The sequence below is a fragment of the Vibrio neptunius genome (genome assembly GCA_019339365.1).
Taxonomy (GTDB): domain Bacteria; phylum Pseudomonadota; class Gammaproteobacteria; order Enterobacterales; family Vibrionaceae; genus Vibrio; species Vibrio neptunius.
Genome location: CP079859.1, coordinates 2,886,068 through 2,906,237 on the forward strand (window position 1 = coordinate 2,886,068; position 20,170 = coordinate 2,906,237).

A 20,170-nucleotide genomic window follows, 5' to 3' on the forward strand; every position below is an offset into this window, starting at 1 on the left:
TAATACTTTCCATATTAGCCCCTTATTCCTGAACCTTATCAACACAACTAACGTATTCTTTTGACACGCCAAGGATCTGAGCAATTAAACCTTCAGCTTTTTGCTCAAGATTAATAATGTCATTGGCAACGTTATCAAGGTTGCGTAGTTTCTTATGGCGATAGAAATATTTGTTAAAATTGATCTCACAACCAATTTTGACTGTCTCTAAATTGATCCAAGCTTCTGTTATATTTGGTTTTACTTCATCAAGGAAGTATTGGTAGATACTCTGCTTAAGAGGCACAGATTCACTATCACGTAGATCAGAGCTACTTTCGTAAGTCGTAAATTCGTATTTTTTTCCGGTTGAGTAATAACCAAAGTCAGGTAAATCTGCTTCTTCACATTCATAACGTTCGAGTAAATCTTGCAGTTTTTCATCATTCAGTTTTACAACTTTCTTTACTACTTTTGCGGCATTCTCGTCATACCAACTTACGGCATTTAAAATGGCATTCTTCTCTGAAGCTGATAGCTTCACTTTGCTCGCTTTAAGCTCTTGTTCAACCTGTAATTTGAACACGTTGTAATCATCGAACTCATCACTACCAATCGCGTCCATCAACTGTTCTGCCGTTTCAACCAACGCTTTAAGCGATAGCCAGTATTTAACATCCAGTAGTTTGGTCTGTGCTTTTTTATTAAGGTTAATGTCGTTATCTTCACACCAAGCAGCTATCGATTTTTTCTTCGATTTTAAGAAACTGTGTTTCTGGTCATCGCCGTAACCTTTGGTGGCATACACTTTGTCACCATATTCAGAATACAGATACTTCATTACCTCAGACAGTTGCTTATCAAAACGCAATGTGGCAATTGCTTCTTGAGTAAATTTCGCTTTACGACGATCGGGGCGCTCGATAGTCACTTTGTAATAACCAAAGTCCTCATTATCAAATACCTGACTGGCAATACCGATAGGATCGTTATTCTCATCTAACTGACGTTCAACCGCAGCACACCTCAGATAAATTTGAGTGATTTCATCGATCTGTTCTGGTGAAAATTCACAGTTTTTCTCCCCCAGATTTTTACGCAGTTTCCGGAAGAGTAAGCTTGCATCGATGAGTTGTATTTGACCTTTACGATTATCCGGTTTGTTATTATTTAATAACCAGATATAAGTAGTAATACCCGTGTTGTAGAACAGGTTGTTTGGCAACTGAACAATAGCATCTAACATATCATTTTCAATGATATAGCGGCGGACGTTACTTTCACCTCCCCCTGCATCACCGGTAAACAAACTTGAGCCATTGTGGACAGAGGCTATACGAGAGCCGATCTGAGTTTCAGTTGACGATGGTTCTTTCATCTTATTAACCATCTCCATCAAAAACAGTAATTGACCGTCACTAGAACGGGGGATAGCGTCTTGTTCTGCTTCGTTACCCCAGAAATCTTTCAGTTTGACTTTAAAGCGAGGATCAATCACATCCTTACCATCTTTGATGTACTTCTGCTCAGACGACCAGCTTTTACCATAAGGTGGGTTAGACAGCATAAAATCAAACTTCATCCCCGAGAACTCATCCGTTGAAAGCGTTGAACCCACTTTAATGTTTTCCGGGTTGTTGTTTTTAATCATCATATCCGACTTACAAATGGCATAAGTCTCATCGTTGATTTCTTTACCATATAGATAAATATCACGATTAGCCCCAAGGCTTGGGTACTTCTCTTCAATAAACTTCTGCGACTCAGTCAACATACCGCCACTACCACAGGCTGGGTCATAAACCGTCATTACACCAGGAAGTTTATCTTTGATTGGGTCGAATACTAGGTGAGTCATCAGTTCAATCACTTCACGTGGGGTAAAGTGTTCCCCGGCTTCTTCGTTGTTTTCTTCGTTAAACTTACGGATAAGTTCTTCGAACACATAACCCATTCCCAAGTTACTCAGCGCTGGTAACTTGTAACCGTCAGGATCAACCGCTTCATTTGGAGTTAGGTTAATGTATGGAGAAACAAATTTCTCAACGACATCCAGCAGTACTTGCTTGGACGCCATATGGCGGATCTGTGCTTTCAAATTAAAGCATTCGATAATCTCTTTAACGTTATCGCTAAAACCCAGTAAGTATTCTTCAAAGTTCGCTAGGAGGATTTGCTGGTTGTTCGTTGCTGCGTTATATAAGCTTCTCAGTGTCCATTTCGACGTGTTGTAAAACACAAAGCCTGACGCATCACGTAATGGGTCGCCATCCAGATCCACCGCATTCATTTCTTCTTTTTGGAAACGAACTTCTTCTAGTACAGCGTCTTTACTAGGTTCAAGCAGCGTATCTAAACGTCTTAATACCACCATAGGCAAAATGACATCGCGGTACTTACCCCGAACATAAACGTCACGCAGACAATCGTCGGCGATATTCCAGATAAATGAGACAAGTTTATTATGTACGCTGTGGTCCATCTGTTTATCCTAATTCTGTTGAGCGTATGGCTCGAAATTCTTCTTGTTGTGAGTTCGTTATGCCTTAGGGGCAATATCGAGCTCCGCAATATCTTTTAACTGGCTGGCATTACGCAGCCACAATAAATGTTCTCGCCCTGTCAGGCTGTGATCTTCCGTACAATCAACATTCCAGTAACGCAGATAATAGCCAGCAAGTGGAAGTCTTAACTTAATGCTGCGATGCCAATCCGGTGAGGATTCCATAGAGAAATCCAGGGCAATAGCCTGATGGGATGATTGCGATGGATGGGGGACTAACTCAAGTTCAACCGACTGATTCCAACTATCATCACTTTCTCTCAGTTCACTTTGTAAAACTTGTTCTTCTAGATTTTCAACCTGAGTAAACCGAGTACAGACAAAGTCACGAAACTGATTATGTTTGCGGTCAAATGCTCTGACATGCCAACGTTGTCCATTATTAACCAGAGTATGCGGTACGATAATGCGTTGTGTCTCACCTGAACTTAAAGACCAATAAGTTACTTGAATCGGTTGCTGATGGACAATACCGCGCATTAGTCCGGCGACAATATCACTGTTCGGATTGAGTTGACTGAAAGACTGAATGCAAACATCAGAGGGCTTAACAGGCATAGAGATACCGTCACCAAAACCTTCCACTAAACGTTGTAGTATCGCACTGCTATTATGCTCAAAAAGTGGCTGAAATTGTTCTGTACGGTAGTAACGCTTGTCTTCATGCTTGAGGACCAGATTATCCGGCATTAACTCACGATAGAGAGTAAAGTCACGAGAACACGACGCCAGTCCGGTTTTAAAATGCTGGATCAGGTCTGTTCTTGCAACATCACCAAAGTACTGCAAGCAAAAGTCTATAAAAGCCAAGCGCTCTTTTTGCGCGTAGCTTAAATCCTCTAAAGCTTTATTTCTCTGAAATCCCATTCCATACCTTGATACTTGCAACTTGGTTGATATATTAAGGCATGCAACCGATAGGTACAATCATTTTGATAGGATGGTTTTGATATTATCTGTGTCAGTTCAAAAAACAGGCTGTACTGATGTTTTCACAATACAAAAAAGGCAAGTCATGAAAGTTTACCTAGATGACGAACGACCAACTCCGAAGGATGGCACCGAGTCTACTGGCCTGAAGAAGCTATTACATTACTCAAGCAAGGGACGGTAACTGAAATCAGCCTTCATCAAGATCTTGGTGATGATGAACACGACACTGGCTATGATGCGCTTTTATGGATTGAAGAGGCAGTTGCAACGCAAAGTTTTCAACCACCTATAATACTGTTTCACAGAGCTAACTCGTCTGCGAGAACGAAAGTGGAGTTCGGTATCGTGAATATCAAGCGTTTAAGTATGTTAGCTTGAACTAATAGAAAAATGGCAAAACATACTCTATTTATCACACAAGTTGAATTACATATACAGCAGCGGTTGCAGCGAAAATAGCAGCTAACTTTAGCGAAAACAATATCAATTGCCTCTTGTATCCATAAGAAATCGCTTGCTCAAGTTCGTATAGTTCAATCTTTGTTCGCTTTTCTTGATATAAAAATATGCCATCAAGTATTCTTGAGGCCATTCCTAACTTCCACTGTTCATAAAGTTTCAGTCTTTCAGCAGAAGGGAAATCATCAATGTGGTTTCTGCTTCTGATTGAAGCCGCTATCTGGTCTACAGTTCGTCTCTTTTTCAAAAGCACCGGCATTGCCCCAGTAAGTTAATTAATAATCCGCTGATTTTAAGGCGCATATTTTAGAAATCAGCTCACTAGTAACGCCCTTTCCAGACTCTGATCGTAAGTAACGATCCGGATAATGTTGCAATAGCTCTTCAGAGCCGACATCACCACAGACGTACCATTGGGCGTTCAGACTGTGAGCATGAGCTAACATCTGACGGACTGAATTGTTGTCGTCCATATGCGTTCTGAAGGGCAATTCTGTCTCAGGGGCTAATTCATCGCCAGTAAACACACCATGTTCAATAAGGTATGAACTATTGTAAAAAGTCCCCAACGGGTAAAGTAGTAGCCCCGCTTCTGACGTTGCATCTCTTAGATTGCCGATAGCTTGAAAATCCGGTTCCACCATTTCTAAAAGGGTCTTTGTTCTAGTATTAAACCATTCTTTATACTTGGCATGTACACTTGCATTACGGTGAAAATATTCATCCGAATAGAACAAACTAAGCACGTCGAAATATAAAATCTTCATAAAGATCCTCTAATTCACATCAGGCATAGTTAAAGTGGTGCTTCATGAAAAAGTCCACGTGACATCCTCTTTCTAATGCTCTTTGCTCAATTTGCTTCCATAATACTGGTAAATAGGTTTTAAGCTCTTCCGCATCCGATTGGTGATATTCATCCTCACAATCTCCAGCAGCAGCTTTTAGCCACCCTGAAGGGGTCAAAATAGTGAGCCCCCGATGAAAATACTCAGGAATCGACTCCCGAATGAATTCTTCGCTACCGCTAGCAACATAAATTGTGACACCTTCACCCGTCGCGTAATAATAGCTAACACCGATATAGAACATATCAACTCCTTAAAAGTCTATTGCTTGATGAAACATCGTCTCTGATTATAAAAATGCTGAGACTACACGCTCACGAAATTGTCCTAACCAGATTTCATCATAAATGTCATCAAAGCCCCGGCCTGAATTGGACTGTTTGGAGTGAGTTCCCCACTCTAACTGGCTGTAGCTCTTGATAGTTTTTGTTGGTTCAGATTCAACTTCTCCGCCTTGATTTGTTGCTTGTAGATGTGTGACATACTCATCTTTAACGATTTTGGCAAAGAGACATGTTTCAGGAATGTCATGCTCTATACGTTCCGCGTATTCAATTAAATTCTGCTCGGCAAACGTATAAAGCCAGGCTTGTTGATTTGGACTTTCGTTGACTCGTAATATCCGACCAAGTACTTGTCTAAAGTAAAGTTCTGTTTTTACAGCGCTGATATGACAACACACTTGTAATCGGGGAATATCGGTACCTTCGCTTATCATGCCGACACTCACAATCCATTGGGTCGTTCCTGTTTGATAGGCCTTAATTTCAGATTGTGGATCATCATGATGGTAGGTTACTAATGTTGCTGACTGGCCAAATTTTTCGGTCAATATTTTTTGTACTTGTTTTGCATGCTTCACCGATGACGCAACAACGAGACCACCGGCATTAAAAGACTCTTTCCGGATTTCACTAAGTTTCTGACATCCCAAGCCGAGGATATACTCCATTGCTTGAGTATTATGAATAACATCCTGATAAGACGTCTTTGATTGCTTAAGGAGTTCAAGAATAGAAGCAAATGATTTTTTCTCCGAACCTTCTGAAATCGTTAAATGTTCATTATCAACCAAAACTAATTTCGGCTTACGGCAAACTTTGTCAGCTATAGCTTCAGCTAATCCATACTGGTAATCACAAAAAGCTTGCCTTCCGGGTCACTATATTCAGCTAAAACAATCGGAAATTTATCTGAGCGCCAAGGAGTTCCTGAAAGAGCCAAAGTATAGGTGGCAACACCTTGTATACGCGCTAATATCTGTTGTCCCCAAATGTTGGCTCTGTCTGGCTCATCGCCAGAACAGTGATGTATTTCATCAAATACGACAAGCAGCCGATATTTTTCAATGGTCCGCCAAAAGTCGTCGCCTAAATACTGAATTGACTGATAAGTAAGCGACTGACCAATTGAGCCTAGACTTCCGTTAAATGGACAATTTATGGTTATCGAGAACGTAGCCCTCATGCCATCAGCTACAGCGACTGAAGGTGAAAAGCAAAGAATGAGATCGATCATGCCTTTATCGAGTAGTGTCTTAGCCAGTGTAGCTGACATGATGCTTTTACCGGCTCCAGGTGTTGCCTGACAGAAGAAATGGTTAGAACCGGATTCGTACTTTTCCAACGCCTGAGCAACACATTCTGCTTGCCATTTCCTTAACATACTATGCTCTCTCATGTGACAACGAATTCAACATATTCGTAATTGCATTAATATTGCCCATAAATAAAGCTGCTTTTTCGTTAGCAGCAACGTTCAGACGCTCAAGAAGCTGAAATTGCTCGGGATATTGTTCTTTTAACGCTTTGTACTTATCTATCTCACCCAAAGTAACTTCCAGTTCTCCCTTTAATCTGTTGCGCTCAACCGTTAATTCAGAGTAATAGTTACTATCTTGATTTGTAACCGATACTCTTGGGCGACTCTTTCTTACACGTGATTTAGGTTTCCGAGGCTCAAAAGAGAGTGAGTTAAACTCGTCCGTTTTGAAGTATCGTTTTTCTCTACCAGAACCTTCACAGCGCAACCATCCGCTTTCAATACACTTTAATAATTGTCGATAAACAATCTTTCGAAGCTCATTGATATCTTTAGGGCTTTCGGAGAACAAGCGAGCGACATCTCGGGCCTCGATAACGGAAAACCCATCCATCTTTTTTTTCTATCAATAACTTATAAATATACACGTTTATCTTTTGAGAACGTTTCACATACAACTCCAAAACACCAAAAACTTAGGATTGCTAAGTATACAAAAATAAGTAAAACTTAGACAATCTAAGTTATCGAAGGATTTAAGAGAAATGAATCGTCTGTGGAAGACAACCCGATACCTATGCGGCTTAAACAAGCTCGCAAACATGCCAAAATTACCCAGAAAAACTTGGGGATAATGATCGGTATGGATGAAAGCTCTGCAAGTGGCCGAATGAACCATTACGAAAAAGGGCGACATACGCCGGATATCAGCACATTAAGAAAAATGGCTGATGCTCTTGGCGTGCCGTTAAATTACTTTTTTTGTGAGGATGAGGCGTCTGCTGAGTTAGCGACGGCAATCTCGAGATTATCTGAAGATAAAAGAAATCAAGTGCTTAACTTTGTAAAATCACTCGAAGAAAGTGACGAGTAAAGCAGAGATTCAAGCCCTTTCGTGTATTGACCCCGACAAATACTATAACGCTCCTCAAAGTCTAAAATGCAGTACATACAATTTTTCGCATCCAAGGGTTGGGGAAATTATTAGCCGCCAGAGAAAATGGGCTAGTTTGAACCGATACCACTCTGACTAAAGTTAATTTACTTATATTCGTGGTGGTAGGGATTGTGAAACGAATTGGTAGATTAACCCTACCTTGGGGTCTTCCCCTTCTCTTAAACGCATAATCATAAGATCGCGCTCTAGTTCTTCGATATCAAAGCTAATTTTGTCTAAATTATTACCCCGAATATAGTCCAACACCTTCTTTAGATTCGGATTCGGCTGCATAGATTTAATTACTGACAGTGTCGTTGGTGGCATGTGACTGAGCACTGCGTTTTTCACCCCTCCAGAGCTACGTAATTTGGCGATAGCATACTCACTTCGTTTTCGAAGGTAGAAAGAATACAATTCAGGCACGCTTGCAAAATCAGGGGAGCCTATCTTCAAAATCTCTTCAACTGTCTGAGGATTCTGTTCCGCAAGCTTTTTGATTGCAGCAGGAATAGACGTGTCGCGTTTCCCGCTTTTGGTACCATCGCTTTCTATCTTTAGCTGGTTAAGTGCATCTTCAGCAAGAGCATTTGCAACGGCTTCAATACATAGATCCATGTCTTTACATGCAATTGGGGCCATTCCCTCGGACACCCACTCACCATGAACCTTTTGTAGTGAGTTCGGCAATGGTATCCTCATACACAGAGCAGCCACCAGTTTGTACTGTTGTGCTGTGGCAACAATTTGAATACCCGATGACTCCTTTTCATTTGCTTCCAACTTAGCAAAGGAGTTCGGAGAGAACGGACCAGAAACCTTGTCTTGCAAGTAACTATTCAACGCAGAGAAATGTGTGATTGATGCAATCTGGTTGTACTTCAAAATCTTAAGGCTTGGGGGATCGGTGTCGTTTGTACGATGTGTCAGGAACGGAGCTACCCATTCAGAGTTAGCGTGCTTAGTTAGCTGTTCAATACACACATCGAGACATTTTATTAATCTGCGTATTTTATCTGGTTGATGGAACAATATGTTTGAATAGAGCTCTGAGAGGTACCCACAGAACTCTTCACTAAAGGCAAAATCTTTTCGCGGGTAATACACTCGGAGGTCTGTTGACCAGACATCATTCTCGACCACCAGCTGACGAATGTAGCTAGGGCTCGCTTTGTGTAGATAGGCAAGCAAATAAACACATCTCAACATATCGTTGTGATGAGGCTTATCTGTATCAGTCTCTTTTCTGATTTTCAGGTACTTTTTTTTCCATCCTTGGCTATCTTTGGCAATACCAAGGATCGGGTTAAGATATCTATTCAGTGCGGACTCATTGAAGTTCTTCCAAAAACCTCTTTCTGACTCCAGATCATCAAGACATTTTAGTTCATCCAATAAACCAGAAAAGTTTAGCGATACACTAGGAACTGAGGACTTCAAGAAATCATAGTCAGAAAGTTGCTCAAAAAACTCAGGGGGTTGAGTACTTAGATAAGCCTCATACGGAAGAAGGTAACGCTCTCCATTATCAATCGATTTGTAGTTCCCAGCATGTCTCCTACGAAGAGAGTCGTTGTTCGTAATTTCTTGCTTTTCCTTGTTTGATTTTTTCACACGACCCCTCTTATTAATTTTTTCGGCTTTTTTTAAAGCAACTAGATAGTAATCTTTCCTACGTCGATTTGAGAGCGCATAGAGGCGTTTTCGAATAGGCAATTTACTGAAATCATACAACAAAACAAGGAAACTGTTCTATGGCTAGTGAAAAAAGCAAAGTTAACAACGCTATCGAAAAAGCTGCCGATACTGTAACAGATAGTATCGAAGCGGTTATGCCAGCTACAACTAAAGCTGGTGCCGTTGTTAACCGTGTAGCGACGATGGACAAAGCGGGAGTAGATCATGAAGTGATTGCCCTTCAGATGACAAAAAACTCTGCGCGAGGAAATACGTACAAAAAAGAGGAAATTCCAACGTTGGTGAAACTCTATGAAGACTGCAAAACCCGCGTACCTTTGAGCGCGAAGTCGGCTAGGGCGATCGTTAAAGATCAGAAAAAAAACTGTTCTCAGAAAAAAAGAGAAGAACTTAATCGGTAACGCCTCAGTATCATCCACTTTGTGAGATGCTCTTCAAAAAGCGGAACAAGTTGAGTGAAATCAATGCTAACTGCAAGATCAATAAAAGGCGCATAGCGCCTTTTATTATTCATTGTCCAACGCTCGTGTTGAGCCATGAGCACTGCCCGGCCTGAACAAACAGAAACTATCTGCCGAATGCATCAATATTGATATAAATACTCTACTACACCTTTTATATTTTTGGATATATGTATTCTATTTAACATGAGGAAACGACAAATGTTGCAAACCACATTAGAATACAGAAATGGTGCAACATTTGTGTGCGAGAATACAAATGTTGCATAGGTAGCTTTATGTCGAGGTTTGGTTTATCGAATATGGTTCTAACTCATTATTTAACCAGTATTCTTCACTCATTCACTAGCTTAGTCCATCAGGTGCTTAAGCGAACTAATCAGGATCTCCCCACTCCCGTCAAGTATTACAACCCAGAGATAGCAAAAAGAGTATAAGAAGATAGAATCCGCAGCGGAAAAGAAACTGCTATCAATGCTTCCTGAAGAATTTCAGGAAGATTTTGCACCTTATCTCGTCTCTCAAGCTGCGTACCCAGAGGACGAAGCGATCGTCAAACAAGCCGATACTATTTGCGCCTACCTCAAATGCTTGGAAGAGCTCAGCGCAGGTAACCATGAATATGCACTAGCCAAAAAGCGTCTTGATGTCACTTTGCAAGAGAGGCGAACCCCTGAAATGAACTACTTTCTTACCACATTTGCCCCGAGCTTCGAATTATCTCTCGACGAGATTAGTTAGCTTTATTTCTTAAGTAATCGTAGTTTTACCAAGAACTTAGAGGGAAAAATCAATACTATAATCGCAGAAAAGACAAATATGCTTGAAAGCTGGAACACACAAACTAGCGCAAGAGTGGTTGAAAACACTACCTTATTTGGCTTTGCTCTCAGCGTCGTACTCAAGCACAATAAAGCTATGCATCTCTAGCAAGGTGTTAGGCACCGTCGCTAAAGCGCTCTATTATTCATGCAGTTAAAGGCCAAAATTCATATGAGTTCAAACAGTAAACTGTTATGGGAACAACGTCACGATGATGAACATAAGATTCGTCGTGATGATCACCGTAGTCCTTATCAACGTGACCGAGCGAGAATTCTTCACTCCGCCGCGTTTCGACGTTTGCAGGCAAAAACTCAGGTTCACGGCAACAGTTTTGACGATTTTCACCGCACTCGGCTGACCCACTCTCTCGAAGCGGCCCAGCTAGGGACAGGGATCGTCGCGCAGATAAAGAAGAAACAGGCAGAATTTCGCGACCTTTTGCCTAGCGATAGCTTAATCGATTCGCTTTGCTTGGCTCATGATATTGGCCATCCACCCTATGGACATGGTGGTGAAGTCGCCCTTAATTACATGATGCGTGAGCATGGCGGATTTGAGGGAAACGCACAGACATTTCGCATCGTGACCAAGCTTGAGCCATATACCGAGCATTTTGGTATGAACCTGGCGCGACGAACTTTGCTTGGCCTGATCAAATACCCAGCGCTAATCAGTAAAACATGTGCTGATGTCACTCCAGACAGTGTCTCTCACCAGCGGAAGCTTAAAGCAAAAGAGTGGGCACCGGCCAAAGGTTTATATGACTGTGACCAGCCACTATTTGACTGGGTACTTGAGCCGCTCAGTGAGTCAGATAAACAGCTTTTCAGCCAGATGCGCGATGAACAATTAACAGAACGTCAGCATAAAAAGACCCGCTTTAAATCCATCGACTGTTCTATCATGGAACTGGCTGATGATATTGCTTATGGAGTGCATGATCTCGAAGATGCGGTGGTGCTTGGCATGGTGACAAGGCATCAGTGGATAGAAGGTGCGGCAAGTTTGCTTTCAGAATGTGGTGAACCTTGGTTTGAAGCCCATATCGACTCCATTACAGATATGCTTTTTTCAGGGACTCACCATCAGCGTAAAGACGCTATTGGTGGTATGGTGAACGCTTTGCTCACCAGTATTTCTGTTAAGCCCGTTGATGCACCTTTCGAAAGTCAACTGCTGGCGTTTAATGCTTATTTGGAGCCGGAAATGGCCCAGGCGCTGGAAGTCCTTAAGCGCTTTGTCAGTGAGTATGTGATTCAGGTACCTCATGTTCAAGTTGTCGAGTACAAGGGACAACAGATCATTATGGATATCTTCGAAGCATTTAGCGCTGATCCTGAAAGATTACTGCCCACTCCAATTCGTCATGAATGGCAGCAGGCGACATGTGAGAGTGAAGGCTATCGTGTGATTGCAGATTATATTTCTTCAATGACTGACGGCCATGCTCAGCGGCTGCACCAGCAGCTGTTCTCATCTCATTAACAGAAAGCGGAGCTTATGCTCCGCTTGCTTTAACACCTGTCGACAAATTCATCGAGTCGGCTTATTAGCCGTTGCTTCTCACTGTCACTGATAAAGCTCGCTTCAATCGCATTGCGACTAAATTGCGCCAACTCTTGTTGCGTCAACCCATGACTGTCTGCCACAGCAAGGAAATTGTCGGTCATGTAGCCACCAAAATAGGCCGGGTCATCTGAGTTGATCGTCACACACAGCCCTTGCCTCAACAAATCGACAATGTTGTGTTGCTTCATCTCCTCAAATACTTTGAGCTTAGTATTGGACAGCGGGCAAACCGTCAGCGGCATACGCGACTGAGCCAGTGACACCACCAGATTTGGATCATCGGCGCAGCGAACGCCATGGTCAATGCGCGACACTTTCAATAATTCAAGGCTGTTATAAATGTTGGCAACAGGCCCCTCTTCTCCTGCATGGGCGACCGTGAGAAAACCAGCCTCGAGTGCTTTGGCAAAAACACGAGCAAACTTCTCTGGCGGGTGACCCACTTCCGATGAATCCAGACCTACACCAATGATTTTATCTTTATGTGCCAATGCTTGTTCCAAGGTGACAAAGGCACTGTCTTCATCCAGATGACGTAAAAAACATAGGATGATCCGACTACTGATACCCAATTGCGTCTTCGCGTCTTGCAAAGCGCGGTGAATACCGTTGATCACGGTGTCAAACGCGATACCGCGCTCAGTATGAGTCTGTGGGTCGAAAAAAATCTCGGTGTGAATAACATTATCAGCCTTACAGCGCAGCAAATAAGCCCAGGTTAAATCGTAAAAGTCCTGCTCATGAATCAACACGTTGGCGCCTTGATAGTAGATATCAAGGAATGACTGAAGGTTAGTAAACTCATACGCGGCTTTGACCTCTTCAGGCGTGGTAAATGGCAGCGCGATTTGATTGCGTAATGCGAGTTCAAACATCATCTCAGGTTCAAGTGAACCTTCAATATGCAGATGCAACTCAACTTTCGGTAACTGACGAATAAATTCTGTTTGGTTCACGCTTGTCTCCCCATTCAATTCGATTGGTATTCAACAAACGCTTTTCTCTTGTGAAGATAAACAGGCATACAAAGAGAAAAGCGCAATGCACTTCACTCTTCGTAATCTGAAATTTGCGGTTTCAGGTAGAGACTCCCACACCTTATCAGTGGGATTATACGAAGCATCGTTTATGACTTAACCGCCATAACTAAACGATTGCGCGTCATTATATTCCGACAAAGATTCACTGTACAACGCTGCGCTTGAAAATAATTTTAGACCTCAAATGACGAGTTTGCGTTTATTACCGATAATTTTTTTCAAACACACCGGGCGGCATCTGCTTGATTTGAAAGTCAATCATGTGATTGAACGTATCAAGTAATGGGGTGAAGTCTTGCTCTGGTTGCAGCAAAGTCAGGATATGGTAGCCAGCTTCCACAGTAGACAAGCTATTGTCACTGGGCGCTTTGCGAATACGGTAATTGCCCTGTAGGTTCTCTGGCAAACGTACTAGAGGTAATGCCTGCAAATTCTCAGACAGTTGCCACATTTTGTACGCTTTTTTCCACGTGCCATCGAGCAAAATAATCCGCACTTTGCTTTTTCTGAAGAAGGCTTTCGCCACCTCTTCATGGCTGACAGACACTTCTCCCGGATAAAGCACAAAATGTTGACAACCTTGTTCATCCAACAACTTATTCAGCTCACTATGCTGAGTAAAATTTTCGCCTTCAAACAGGTAACTATTCTCCAGCGAGAGTCTGAGAATACGCGCAGTGCCCATGGGCCTGTTTGTTTCTGTCGGATGCTGTAAGATGACCAGCTCAACATTCGATGCTAGGCTTTGTATCCACTCACAAATACAAGCTTTGAGTGACTTACCACATTGAGAACAATATCGGGACATAGCGTGCGTTTACTTCTTCTGTTAATTGCTATCAGCTTAGTTTGCCTAGGCGTGCAGTTCGAGCCTTTAGCCAGCCTGACATACTGGCATCATCAACTTATTTCTGAAGGCCAGTGGTGGCGAATCCTAACAGGAAATTTCACCCATACCAACTTTGCTCATTTAGGCATGAATCTGGCCGGCTTGTGGGTTATCACTTATCTGTTTAAGCCGAAAGTAACTTCTCTACTCTGTGTATTGTTCGTGATTAGCTTATCCGTGGGTATGCTCAACCTGACAACAAGTATGACTCGCTATGTCGGTCTTTCGGGTGTGCTGCATGGCATCTTCGCCTATTATGCGCTTCAGGAGTCCTTACAGGGTCGTAAAGGTAGCTGGTTACTTGTCATTGGTGTACTGGCCAAAGTAGGTTGGGAAATGACCATGGGCGCATCACAATCGACCAGCGAGTTAATCAATGCCCGTGTAGCGGTGGAATCTCATCTGTTTGGTGCCTTGACGGGTCTAGTACTTGCATTTTTCATCACGACGCTAAACTTTCAGATAAGGCTCAACCGCTCTCGGCGATAATTTCTATTGATGTTCCTGACCAAAGGCCTCAGAATGGCGCCCTTTTGCTGGCGGTCTATTATCGCCTGAGCATTTATCTCACCTTAAACAGAGAACAATTTATGGGTTTTACCGCTTTAGGCCTTTCTGCCCCGCTCCTCAAAGCCATCGACGATCAGGGTTATGACAAACCATCTCCAATTCAGGAGCAAGCCATTCCTGCAGTGTTAGCCGGTAAAGATGTCATGGCAGCGGCTCAGACCGGCACGGGTAAAACCGCAGGCTTCACCTTGCCGATTCTAGAGAGACTAGATAACGGCACACGAGTCAAAGGCAACCATGTAAGAGCACTGGTGCTGACACCGACCCGGGAATTGGCGGCTCAGGTTCAGGAAAACGTGTTTAAATACAGCCGTTATCAACGTCTGACGTCGAATGTGGTATTCGGCGGAGTGAAGATTAATCCGCAAATGATGAAGCTTCGTAAAGGCACTGACGTGCTTGTCGCAACCCCGGGTCGATTGCTCGATTTATACCAGCAGAATGCAATTAACTTCTCCCAGCTGGAAGTGTTAGTGCTGGATGAAGCGGATCGCATGTTGGATATGGGCTTTATTCGCGATATCCGTAAAATTCTCGCACTGCTTCCAGAGAAACGCCAAAACCTGCTGTTTTCTGCAACTTTTTCTGCTGAGATTCGCGAACTAGCCAAAGGTCTAGTTAATGATCCGGTCGAAGTCTCTGTTAACCCTGAGAACTCCACTGCAGTCACCATTGAGCAATCTATCTACCCAGCAGATAAGCGTAAAAAGCCCCGATGCTGGTGAAGCTCATCAAAGACGGCGATTGGAGACAAGTTCTGGTCTTCAGCCGTACTAAACACGGGGCGAACCGACTTTCTCATTACCTTAATGATCAAGGTATTACGGCGGCGCCTATTCATGGTAACAAAAGCCAAGGCGCGCGCACCAAGGCACTGGCTGATTTTAAATCTGGAGAAGTGCGTGTATTAGTTGCCACAGATATTGCCGCACGTGGTATCGACATCCCTCAACTGCCTCAGGTCGTCAATTTCGAACTGCCTCACGTAGCAGAAGATTATGTCCACCGCATTGGCCGTACTGGCCGTGCAGGTGAAGTTGGCAAAGCGATCTCTTTAGTTGAAGCCGCAGAAGCCAGCGAGCTATTTGGTATTGAACGACTCATCCAGCAGGTGTTACCTCGCTTAGAGCTGGAAGGCTATAAACCGGTCAATGTGCTGCCGGAATCTAAGTTGGACACTCGCCCAATCAAACCTAAGAAACCGAAAAAGCCTAAGAAGCCAAAAGTGGACCATGCCGATGGTCAGCGCTCAGGTGACAATGCTCGTGGCCATAAGCCAGCGGGGAAAAACAAGCGTCATTTTGGCCATAACAAACCCAACGGTGACGACTCAAAGAGTAATAATGGTGGCAAACGTAAGGACGGCAGTTCTAATAGCAAAGCCTCTAACAATGCTGGCAATAATGGACAGAAACGTCGTAGACCAGCGAACCGCAAGCCAAACCATTCGCAACCTAAAGCACAGTAACCACATACACAAAGCCCCTCAGTTGAGGGGCTTTTCATTTAATCAACCAAAAGAAGGCAGCTTACACGATAGGACGCTGACCACGATCAATCAGTTTCATCAGTACGTTATCAGCCGCTTCACCTGCTAATCCAGCAAGCTTTGAGGTCAGCTTTTTCTTCTCTACGTAGTGAATCGCTAAGACTGTTTTATCTTTGCATGCTTCCACAACCAGATCATCAGAGGTTTTGATTTCATCAACCAGACCCAGTGCATGTGCCTGAGTGCCAAACCAGTGTTCACCAGTGGCCACTTTATCTAATTCAAGTTCAGGGCGACGCTCACGAATAAAGTCTTTAAACAGACCATGTGTTTCTTCGAGCTCCTGTTTGAACTTGTCACGCGCTTTGTCGGTGTTCTCGCCAAACATGGTCAAGGTACGCTTGTATTCGCCCGCTGTGAGCTGTTCATACTCGATATCGTACTTTTTGAGTACTTTATTGAAGTTAGGCAGCTGAGCAATCACGCCGATGGAGCCTACGATTGCAAATGGTGCTGAAACAATCTTGTCAGCAATACATGCCATCATGTAACCACCACTGGCAGCCACTTTATCTACTGCAATGGTCAGTGGTAACTTAGCCGCCTTAATACGATCAAGTTGAGACGATGCCAAGCCGTAGCCATGTACCATACCACCACCAGACTCTAGGCGCAGTAGTACTTCGTCCCCTTCACGAGCTACCGCGAGAATTGCGGTCACTTCTTCGCGTAGTGACGCGACTTCTTTGGCGTCAATGCTGCCTTTGAAATCCAGAACAAACAGGTGAGGCTCACGCTTGCTGTCCAAATCACCGTCTTTTGAAGCCTGCTTGACTTCTTTTTCACGGGCTTTTGTTTTCTCTTTCTCTTGTTTCTTGTCTGCCTTATCACGCGCTTTGATAAACGCTGAATCATGCAGGTGATGCTCAAGCTGCTCAACGGTGTTTTTATGCTGATCCGTCAAGTTGGTGATCTCCAATTCACCCTTTGCAGCACCACTCTTCCCCCTACGGCTTTGGCTATAACAAGAATCGCAATCACTGCGACTACAACAGTCACAATCTTGGCTAAAAACAGCCCGTAGTCCAACAAAAATTCCAATGTGATATCCCCTAATGTGCGAATTAGTGTATTGTAACCACCATCTTACGGATTCATAAAGCAGAACATTACAATAAGGATGCATGTCGTGGATTATTCCATTTCCTCAGACGCTTTAAAAGACAAAGTCATTCTCGTGACAGGTGCCGGTGACGGCATCGGTAAACAAGCCGCAATCTCGTTTGCTCAGCATGGTGCCACCGTCATTCTGTTAGGTCGTACCGTGAAGAAGCTTGAGCAAACTTACGATGAAATCGAAGCTGCTGGCTACCCTCAACCAGCGATCATTCCTCTGGATATGAAAGGCGCAAGCAAGCAAAACTATATTGATATGGCCGATACCATTGGTAGTCAGTTTGGTCGGCTTGATGGTGTGTTACACAATGCCAGTCAGCTGGGTGTACTAAGCCCATTTGATCAGATTGGTGAAGACACTTACGACGATATCATGCAGGTTAATGTTAAAGCCCAGTTCTTGATGACTCAGGCCATTCTACCGCTACTGCATCAATCAAATGATGCCAGCGTCATCTTTACGTCATCAACGGTTGGCCACGCTGGCCGTGCTTTCTGGGGAACTTACGCGATATCTAAATTCGCAACGGAAGGCATGATGCAGATTCTGGCGGATGAATTGAGTGATACACACATTCGTGTCAATGCGATCAACCCAGGTGGCACACGTACGTCCATGCGCGCGAAGGCTTACCCAGCGGAAGACGCTGAGTTGCTAAAAACGCCATTGGATATCATGCCGCTTTATCTTCATCTGATGTCGAGCGAGAGCAAGGACGTTCGTGGTCAGTGTATTGACGCACAGCCAAAGAAATAGAAAAAACTTCTCAGATATTCAACGCCTTGTGGAAACACAAGGCGTTTTTTTATGCACTTATTCAGCCCTTCCCTTGATGATAAATAATAATAATTTATACTGTATATATATACAGGTAAATTGTTATGTATGAACTGATCGAACATCTTAAGAAAAAACAATGGCTTTGGCAGGGAAACCATACTCCCGAGTCCAGAGATCACCACCCGACAGGTTTTGATCTTCTGGATCAAAAACTGGAAGGCGGCTTTCCTATTCATGGCGTGGTGGAATTGCAAACGACTCCCGGCATCGGAGAGCTTCGCCTGCTACTCCCTCACCTTAAAAACAGCAGCCAAGGTAGGTTATCTGTATTCATACAACCACCTGGTCATCTGTCTGCGCAGTCTCTGACAGCAGAAGGCCTCGATCTGAATAATGTTCTGCTGCTTTATCCGAAAACAGATAATGAGGCCTTATGGGCGGCAGAGCAGTGCCTGAAAAGCGGCGCTTGCAGTAACGTGCTGCTTTGGCATTCGGGGCTGGAAGTCCACCATGCTCGTCGACTTCAGGTCGCCAGTGAAACTGGAAATTGCCTGTCGTTTTTGTTTAAAACCGCACAGCGCAGTCTCTTTTCTCTGCCCGTCAGTTTGAGCATGACGCTACTCCCCCACTCACTTGGCGTTGAAATCACCATCACTAAGCGCAAAGGTGGGTGGCCACATGCCAGCTTCGTTCTGGACATGAGTACACTCTGGCCTTCATTAACAGAGTCCAGACCTGAACCTGTGATTCTTCCCTTCCCACTGCGTAAGCAAGGCTAACGATGCAGGTGTGGTTGTACTTGCATTTCCCGACTCTACAACTGGATGCGCTGTACTCTGAACAGGCTCAGCAACCTTTGGTAGTAGTTGATTCCAAACGTTTCCAAATCGTGCAATGCAATGTCGCCGCGCACGAACAAGGTATTCGACCGGGAATGGGAATGGGCAGCGCCAGCGCTTTGTGTCACTCGCTTCAAGTCCACCCCTATGATGAGAAGGTGGAGCAACAGACCTTACTGGATATCGCTCAGTGGTTGTATATGGTGACCTCTGATCTGGTGCTCTTTCCGCCACAAGGGTTATTGCTAAAAGTCACTGATATGCTATCACTCTATGGTGGGCTGGATGCTTATTGGCGCCGGGTCTCTCAGCATTTACAGCAGCTGAATATCCAGTATCAGTACGCCACTGGCTTTTCTCCCTTCTCTGCCATTCTGCTCGCAAAGTCTGGAAGTGCATTGATCAGCCAAGATAGAACTCAGCTCTGCGAAGCACTTAAATCCTATCCAGTTTCAGCCACTGAGCTTGACAGTAAACAGGTTGAAAAACTCTCTCGTGTGGGAGTGTTAACCCTCAACGATCTGCTGGAACTGCCGATGCAAGAGGTCGCCAGACGTTTTGATATCGACTTGGTTAACTATGTCGGACGACTGATGGGTCAGTTTAAACACCCAGTAAATTTCTACCACCCACCTGAACACTTTCAAAGTTACCTTGAGTTGTTGTTTGATATCGAAAATACCCAGTGGTTGGAAAAACCGTTATTAACGCTGCTGAAAAAACTGGAAGGGTTTCTGACATTACGTAATCAGGTCGCATACGAACTTGAGCTGACTCTTCATCAACGCGATCGTGCCGCTGGTGTGATTGCATTTACTTCCGCCTGTGGAGATTACTTCGCTCAGCGCTGGGCTAAGCTTTGTCAACTGACAATGGAGTCCATTCAACTTGATGCTCCAGTGCAAGGTTTGACTCTGAAAGTGGTACGGAGTGGCGAACTTGAGTCCACCAGCCAAGACATTTTCGCAGGACGCAAAGGCCAACAAACGGAGCTGGAGTTGATAGCCACGCTACAAGCTAAGTTGGGTAACAACCAAGTCCTTAAAGTCGCACCAACAGATGACCCTAGGCCAGAGAAATCGATGTCATTGTGTGCCCCCGATCTCCCCATTTCTACTAAAGTTTCGATCTCTGGTTTACGCCCCTCTTTGATGCTACCAACCCCAGAGCCTTTAACAGAAAAGGTCAATGTTATGCACGGTCCTGAACGCTTTGTGACTGGCTGGTGGGATGGTGAGGAAATGACGCGTGATTATTTTATTGCACGCAGTGACAGTGGACGTTGGCTCTGGGTATTTCGTAATCAAGAAATGCAGTGGTTCCTGCATGGACTATTTAGCTAAACGGAGGGGC

At 43.9% G+C, this 20,170-nt stretch carries 16 protein-coding genes, 4 pseudogenes and 1 riboswitch; of the genes and pseudogenes, 9 read left to right on the forward strand and 11 right to left on the reverse strand.

Features of this window, described 5'->3' with window-relative positions; all coding sequences use genetic code 11:
• Positions 1–22: 22 nt before the first annotated feature.
• The 7 genes and pseudogenes from KW548_13495 to KW548_13525 form a co-directional block, all read right to left on the reverse strand.
• Positions 23–2,461: a type I restriction-modification system subunit M gene (locus KW548_13495; GenBank protein ID QXX06118.1), complete on the reverse strand. Its 2,439-nt coding sequence runs from the start codon at positions 2,459–2,461 to the stop codon at positions 23–25.
• Positions 2,462–2,518: 57 nt separating this feature from the next.
• A complete protein-coding gene (locus KW548_13500) occupies positions 2,519–3,232 on the reverse strand; it encodes a WYL domain-containing protein (protein ID QXX08072.1) in 714 nt (237 codons plus the stop codon).
• 655 nt (positions 3,233–3,887) lie between these two features.
• The gene (locus KW548_13505) at positions 3,888–4,193 is read right to left on the reverse strand and encodes a hypothetical protein (GenBank protein QXX06119.1); all 306 of its coding nucleotides are present in this window, start codon (positions 4,191–4,193) and stop codon (positions 3,888–3,890) included.
• A gap of 16 nt (positions 4,194–4,209) precedes the next feature.
• Complete coding sequence (locus tag KW548_13510; protein ID QXX06120.1) at positions 4,210–4,701, reverse strand: hypothetical protein; 492 nt, start codon at positions 4,699–4,701, stop codon at positions 4,210–4,212.
• Between the two features lie 19 nt (positions 4,702–4,720).
• On the reverse strand, positions 4,721–5,026 hold the full coding sequence (locus KW548_13515) for a hypothetical protein (protein QXX06121.1): 306 nt from the start codon (positions 5,024–5,026) through the stop codon (positions 4,721–4,723).
• A 45-nt stretch (positions 5,027–5,071) separates the two neighbouring features.
• Positions 5,072–6,447: pseudogene (locus tag KW548_13520) on the reverse strand (DEAD/DEAH box helicase family protein).
• A gap of 1 nt (position 6,448) precedes the next feature.
• Positions 6,449–6,937: a hypothetical protein gene (locus tag KW548_13525; protein ID QXX06122.1), complete on the reverse strand. Its 489-nt coding sequence runs from the start codon at positions 6,935–6,937 to the stop codon at positions 6,449–6,451.
• A gap of 183 nt (positions 6,938–7,120) precedes the next feature.
• Between KW548_13525 and KW548_13530 the strand changes: the two genes are divergently transcribed.
• Positions 7,121–7,417 (forward strand): helix-turn-helix domain-containing protein, encoded by a 297-nt coding sequence (locus KW548_13530; GenBank protein ID QXX08073.1) that lies wholly within the window; start codon positions 7,121–7,123, stop codon positions 7,415–7,417.
• 171 nt (positions 7,418–7,588) lie between these two features.
• On the opposite strand, the gene KW548_13535 is transcribed toward KW548_13530, so the two are convergent.
• Positions 7,589–9,094: a hypothetical protein gene (locus KW548_13535; GenBank protein ID QXX06123.1), complete on the reverse strand. Its 1,506-nt coding sequence runs from the start codon at positions 9,092–9,094 to the stop codon at positions 7,589–7,591.
• Between the two features lie 140 nt (positions 9,095–9,234).
• Between KW548_13535 and KW548_13540 the strand changes: the two genes are divergently transcribed.
• The 3 genes and pseudogenes from KW548_13540 to KW548_13550 all read left to right on the forward strand — a co-directional run bounded on the left by KW548_13540 (position 9,235) and on the right by KW548_13550 (position 11,949).
• Positions 9,235–9,579, forward strand: a complete 345-nt coding sequence (locus KW548_13540; protein QXX06124.1) for a hypothetical protein — start codon at positions 9,235–9,237, stop codon at positions 9,577–9,579.
• Positions 9,580–10,022: 443 nt separating this feature from the next.
• Positions 10,023–10,380: pseudogene (gene yfbR, locus KW548_13545) on the forward strand (5'-deoxynucleotidase).
• 228 nt (positions 10,381–10,608) lie between these two features.
• On the forward strand, positions 10,609–11,949 hold the full coding sequence (locus KW548_13550; GenBank protein ID QXX06125.1) for a deoxyguanosinetriphosphate triphosphohydrolase family protein: 1,341 nt from the start codon (positions 10,609–10,611) through the stop codon (positions 11,947–11,949).
• Positions 11,950–11,978: 29 nt separating this feature from the next.
• On the opposite strand, the gene KW548_13555 is transcribed toward KW548_13550, so the two are convergent.
• A complete protein-coding gene (locus tag KW548_13555; protein QXX06126.1) occupies positions 11,979–12,989 on the reverse strand; it encodes an adenosine deaminase in 1,011 nt (336 codons plus the stop codon).
• Between the two features lie 82 nt (positions 12,990–13,071).
• A riboswitch (purine riboswitch) is annotated at positions 13,072–13,171 on the reverse strand.
• A 104-nt stretch (positions 13,172–13,275) separates the two neighbouring features.
• A complete protein-coding gene (locus KW548_13560) occupies positions 13,276–13,881 on the reverse strand; it encodes a DTW domain-containing protein (protein QXX06127.1) in 606 nt (201 codons plus the stop codon).
• A 3-nt stretch (positions 13,882–13,884) separates the two neighbouring features.
• On the opposite strand from KW548_13560, the gene rrtA reads away from it, so the two are divergent.
• Both rrtA and KW548_13570 read left to right on the forward strand, forming a co-directional pair.
• Positions 13,885–14,451 (forward strand): rhombosortase, encoded by a 567-nt coding sequence (gene rrtA, locus KW548_13565; GenBank protein QXX06128.1) that lies wholly within the window; start codon positions 13,885–13,887, stop codon positions 14,449–14,451.
• 101 nt (positions 14,452–14,552) lie between these two features.
• Positions 14,553–16,000 (forward strand): annotated as a pseudogene (locus tag KW548_13570) (DEAD/DEAH box helicase).
• Between the two features lie 61 nt (positions 16,001–16,061).
• Here KW548_13570 and sohB read toward each other — a convergent pair.
• Positions 16,062–17,122, reverse strand: a pseudogene (gene sohB, locus KW548_13575) (protease SohB).
• Positions 17,123–17,210: 88 nt separating this feature from the next.
• Between sohB and KW548_13580 the strand changes: the two are divergent.
• The 3 genes from KW548_13580 (at position 17,211) to KW548_13590 (ending at position 20,160) form a co-directional block, all read left to right on the forward strand.
• A complete protein-coding gene (locus KW548_13580) occupies positions 17,211–17,954 on the forward strand; it encodes a YciK family oxidoreductase (protein QXX06129.1) in 744 nt (247 codons plus the stop codon).
• 125 nt (positions 17,955–18,079) lie between these two features.
• The gene (imuA, locus tag KW548_13585; GenBank protein ID QXX06130.1) at positions 18,080–18,757 is read left to right on the forward strand and encodes a translesion DNA synthesis-associated protein ImuA; all 678 of its coding nucleotides are present in this window, start codon (positions 18,080–18,082) and stop codon (positions 18,755–18,757) included.
• Positions 18,758–18,759: 2 nt separating this feature from the next.
• Positions 18,760–20,160: a DNA polymerase Y family protein gene (locus tag KW548_13590; protein QXX06131.1), complete on the forward strand. Its 1,401-nt coding sequence runs from the start codon at positions 18,760–18,762 to the stop codon at positions 20,158–20,160.
• Positions 20,161–20,170 lie beyond the last annotated feature (10 nt).

Coding starts and splice junctions, on each gene's coding strand:
- imuA (QXX06130.1), top strand. CDS start 18,080: ATGTATGAACTGATCGAACATCTTAAGAAAAAACAATGGCTTTGGCAG.
- KW548_13495 (QXX06118.1), bottom strand. CDS start 2,461: ATGGACCACAGCGTACATAATAAACTTGTCTCATTTATCTGGAATATC.
- KW548_13525 (QXX06122.1), bottom strand. CDS start 6,937: ATGGATGGGTTTTCCGTTATCGAGGCCCGAGATGTCGCTCGCTTGTTC.
- KW548_13590 (QXX06131.1), top strand. CDS start 18,760: ATGCAGGTGTGGTTGTACTTGCATTTCCCGACTCTACAACTGGATGCG.
- KW548_13540 (QXX06124.1), top strand. CDS start 9,235: ATGGCTAGTGAAAAAAGCAAAGTTAACAACGCTATCGAAAAAGCTGCC.
- KW548_13530 (QXX08073.1), top strand. CDS start 7,121: ATGCGGCTTAAACAAGCTCGCAAACATGCCAAAATTACCCAGAAAAAC.
- KW548_13500 (QXX08072.1), bottom strand. CDS start 3,232: ATGCCGGATAATCTGGTCCTCAAGCATGAAGACAAGCGTTACTACCGT.
- KW548_13550 (QXX06125.1), top strand. CDS start 10,609: ATGCAGTTAAAGGCCAAAATTCATATGAGTTCAAACAGTAAACTGTTA.
- KW548_13505 (QXX06119.1), bottom strand. CDS start 4,193: ATGCCGGTGCTTTTGAAAAAGAGACGAACTGTAGACCAGATAGCGGCT.
- KW548_13560 (QXX06127.1), bottom strand. CDS start 13,881: ATGTCCCGATATTGTTCTCAATGTGGTAAGTCACTCAAAGCTTGTATT.
- KW548_13515 (QXX06121.1), bottom strand. CDS start 5,026: ATGTTCTATATCGGTGTTAGCTATTATTACGCGACGGGTGAAGGTGTC.
- KW548_13510 (QXX06120.1), bottom strand. CDS start 4,701: ATGAAGATTTTATATTTCGACGTGCTTAGTTTGTTCTATTCGGATGAA.